Here is a 3,895-nt window from a genome sequence, read left to right as displayed (position 1 = left end):
CCCCAACCCAACCCGACGACATCGGAGGCATTCATTGGCATCAAAGCCGAATAGGCGTTACTGACTCACGCTCCTAGTCGCACGGAAACCTGCGCCAGTACAGCAAACGGGGCGTCGGCGCTTCGAAGAGTCGTTTCACCGGTGACGACGTCGACCTGATTGGGCATCGCTTACACTCTCGACTGTGACTGAAACGTCGACGCCTATTGTGAGGCACGAGCACCGCTGGCCGGTCCTGGCCGCAATCATCCTGAGCCTGGTTCTGTATCTGCTCATCCCCGAGAAGGTGCAGATTCTGCCACGGTGGGTCGTCCCATTGTTGGGTTTGCTTCTGCTGATCCCGCTGACGATCCTCAACCCACGCCGACTATCGCGAGAGACCACATGGTCCCGGTGGCTATCCATTGGGCTCGCGTCATTGCTGACCCTGGCCAATCAAGTCACCGTTGTCTTCACAGTCCAACAGCTTCTCTATGGGGGAGTGAACGGTCCGGATGTCCTCCTCACTGCGCTGCAGGTCTGGGTTACGAACGTGATTGCATTCTCGTTGGTGTACTGGGAGCTGGACCGGTCAGGTCCAGTTGCGCGTCGCGACGCAGCCCAGTGGGCGACGGCGACTGTGGACTTCCGTTTCCCACAACATGACGGGGCGCCAGGAGGCGAGGACTGGCGGCCAAGCTACTTGGACTACGCGTACATCTCGTTGACAAACATGATGGCGTTCAGCCCCACGGACGTTATGCCACTCACGCACCGAGCAAAAATGCTGATGGCGTACCAGGCACTGACCGGCTTCATTCTGCTCGCCCTGGTCATTTCCCGCGCGGTGAACATCCTCAACTGACCCAGGAAGCCACTAAGTCGAGCAAATAGGGCCGGACACGCACCGCAAAATCGAACGGGTCCCGGAGACCATCCAGGAGTTTCTGACGGCACTCGCAAACGCAGAATCGCGATACCGGAGTGCCCCATCCACTGTTTCAAGGCCTGGGGACGATCTAGCGGTTGAAGTTTGGAGCGTTTGAAGTAGTGCCTTTGTCCGCGGACGGGGCTTGGTGAGAACCAGTGATGCCAGCGGCATGATCCGAGAAGGTTCTGTCGCGTCGCACACCCGAGGATTTGGGACTAGTGCTCAGTGCCAACCCCAATAGGGTACCAACGCTTGCGAAATTTGAACTCTCGACGAAGCGGTCGGAAGACCCAATAGGTAGGTGCCCTCAGAGCCGGAGATGCTACGTCGGGTCGGAGTGATGGGATCCGCCTCCTCTCAGGTGTCCACTGATCAGGGCTGGCCGGATAGCGGCGTGCGGGGACTATGGCTGCCGTGATGGTTCCTGAAATCCGAGGCGTGGGGCGAGAACATCGAACGCCTTCGTGAGTCCTCCGAGGAGCGCTCCGACGCTGTGGCCTTCGCCGGGAACTTCGTAGTAGCTGGTCACCATGCCGGCATCCAAGGCCGCGGCACTCAACGCCTTCTGGGGTGGACCGATCACGGAGTCATCCGCCCCCACGGTGAACACGGCCTCGGTATCGGGGTAGTGCGTGGACGACATCACGGTCGCTGGTTTTGTCGCGTCGTAGGCGGCTTGGTCTCCGCCGAAGACGTCGGCGAGAACCGTGGGCTCAGATTCCGTGCCTGCGAAGGTCGTCCCGGACGCGCTGATCACGTTTCCCCAGACGTCCGGAAACTTGGTAGCAAGGGAAATGGCGCATTGGCCACCGTTTGAGAACCCCGCAATTGTCCAATCGACGCGATCAGTTTCAATGTGCACGTTCGCGCGCGCCCAGTTGACGACATCCTGCTCAATGTAGGTCTGCACATTCCCGTGCGCCGGAGTGTCCAGGCAGAGTGAATCGACACTCGGATCGCCGAGTTGGTCCGCAACCACGACAATGGGGGCCTGACCGTCATGGGTGAGGGCGAACGTGTCGAGGACTGAACCGATGTAGGACGCGTCCGGGTTCCCGGGTTGGCCCATCATCATGAGCACGAAGGGGAGTGCCGGAACGTCGGTGGCCAAGGCGGCCGGAGGAAGGTATACCTCGGCATCCCTGGCGGTGAAATTGGATGCGGTCGCCGGAATATGCACCGTCTCAATAGTGCCCGTGATGGCGAGGGCCGACGCCGGCGTGGGCGCGTCCGATGGGGACTGAGAGGTCTGACTGGCAGCGGAAGCCGGGTGGACGACAAGGAACCCGCCTGCGGCTCCCAGGACGAGGAGAGTGACACCCGCGATGAGGGTCTTGCTGCGTCCTGAATTCATTCTCACAGGTTGTGTCTCGGTTCTATCAGTTGACTATGGAACGCCCAGGCATCGACCGCTGGTCGATTCCAGTCGGAGGGCGATCGAGTCGGGGCCGAACGAGAATGCAGGGCTTCCGATGCGGGCACTGCATCCGTAGAACGCGGAAGGGCAAGTTATTGTGAACCGGCAGCGCGACGGCAGAGAAGTGGCCGGCGCGCTGCCGGGCCGGTGCTATTTGAGTGCGGAGCGGATGGTCTTGGCGTCGGTCCGTGCCTGTTTGAGTGCTGCGCGCGCGGTGGTCGCAGATGCCTTGAAGGGTTTCATCACGTCGTGGTTACCATCGTACTGTTCGGGTGTGGCGGCGAGTGAACCGGCGGCCAGTCCGGCCACAGCGCTGCCGGCGTTACCGATCTGGGCAGTCATGTCTGTCAGGCTGGCCTGCAACGCCGCGGTGGACTTAGAGGAGTCCTTTCCTGATAGCAGGCCCGAGAGCCGGGTCTGTTCGGCGGTGAGCTTCGCTGCCGTCTTCGAGGTGACAGTGTCTGCAAATGCCGTATACGCGGCTTGGGGAAGCGAGACCGAGTAGACACGGTAGGTAGTGAAGATCGTGGCGTAGTCGATTTTGGCCTGTGCCAGGTCGGTGTCAGCAGCGATTTTCGTCGCAAGGGTGTTCATGCCGGCGAGGTCGTTATTGAGGTTCTCTAGGAGAGCAGTCTTGTCGGAGGTGGTGAGGACGGCGTTGGCGGTGACTTTTGTGATCGCGGTGTTCAAGGAGGTGATTCGTTTCGAGGTCGCGGTCGCGGCTGATTCCTGCACGTTGGTGAGCGTGCGTGGCGTTTTCGTGGGACCGGCCGTGGAGGTGGGCGCCGGTGCGGGTGTCGCGTCAGCAAATGCAGGTGCGCTGCCAAGGGCAGCGAATGCGGTGATGGCAACGACACCAAGGATGCTGGATCGCGTAATAGTTCGATTCACGGAAAGGACTCCCAATTCGGTCACGGATGTCGAAGAGAATCCGACGTGGTCCACACTGCCCGCGTCCTGTTCGAGAAGTGTGAGATCAATGTTCGGGTTCGGTAAGGCCGGCACATCGGGTCAGCCAGATCGGGCTCGGGAAGATCGACACCACCCTCGTCGCACACGTAGCGGAACAGGTCATGGCCAACCTCGAGACTGCCACCAAATAGGTCCAAAACCGGTCTCGCGACAGCCACGCCGGCATGGCACTGGCCAGAGGTGTGTCGTCGTCATTGGAATGATTTCCGGCTTGTCCCCGCTTCAAGCGATAGGACCCTGTTTCAACCGGAGGTTTTGGTCGCGCAACGGCTATGTGTGTACTTCTGTGTGTACCTAGGAGATTTCGGGATTCTTATATCCCGATCAAAAGCATTTTTGTGCCTCAAGTAATGTCGCTTTCGATTGTGTCCTAAGGAAACGGTTGGGGGTTCGAATCCCTCCAGGGGCACACTCTTTCACGCCGAACCGGGCCTTATCGGCGTTTCCGGTTACTTGGACCGTTGGTACCCGCCGTTTCTCTCCAGGTATATGTGTGTACCTATGTGCGTACCCTAAAAGGGGCTCTCCTGACTCTTCCGTGGGTTAGTCCCGGCCGGGAAGCACGGGTTTGTGCCCGCCGAGGCTGAGCATTGCGA

At 60.1% G+C, this 3,895-nt stretch carries 3 protein-coding genes; 1 reads left to right on the top strand and 2 read right to left on the bottom strand.

The window, feature by feature from the left end; translation table 11 throughout:
- The first annotated feature begins 184 nt into the window (after positions 1–184).
- Positions 185–844 (top strand): hypothetical protein, encoded by a 660-nt coding sequence (locus tag QN357_RS18185; RefSeq protein ID WP_323505317.1) that lies wholly within the window; start codon positions 185–187, stop codon positions 842–844.
- Positions 845–1,313: 469 nt separating this feature from the next.
- Here the strand turns inward: QN357_RS18185 and QN357_RS18180 are convergent, their stop codons facing one another.
- Both QN357_RS18180 and QN357_RS18175 read right to left on the bottom strand, forming a co-directional pair.
- Positions 1,314–2,264 (bottom strand): alpha/beta hydrolase, encoded by a 951-nt coding sequence (locus tag QN357_RS18180; protein ID WP_323505316.1) that lies wholly within the window; start codon positions 2,262–2,264, stop codon positions 1,314–1,316.
- A gap of 213 nt (positions 2,265–2,477) precedes the next feature.
- Positions 2,478–3,242: a hypothetical protein gene (locus tag QN357_RS18175; protein ID WP_323505315.1), complete on the bottom strand. Its 765-nt coding sequence runs from the start codon at positions 3,240–3,242 to the stop codon at positions 2,478–2,480.
- Positions 3,243–3,895 lie beyond the last annotated feature (653 nt).

It is taken from the genome of Cryobacterium sp. RTC2.1, from assembly GCF_035018685.1.
Taxonomy (GTDB): Bacteria; Actinomycetota; Actinomycetes; order Actinomycetales; family Microbacteriaceae; genus Cryobacterium; species Cryobacterium glucosi.
The sequence above is the reverse complement of the archived record's forward strand: the minus strand, read 5'-3'. Positions and strand labels throughout refer to the sequence as shown.

Coding starts and splice junctions, on each gene's coding strand:
- QN357_RS18180 (WP_323505316.1), bottom strand. CDS start 2,264: ATGAATTCAGGACGCAGCAAGACCCTCATCGCGGGTGTCACTCTCCTC.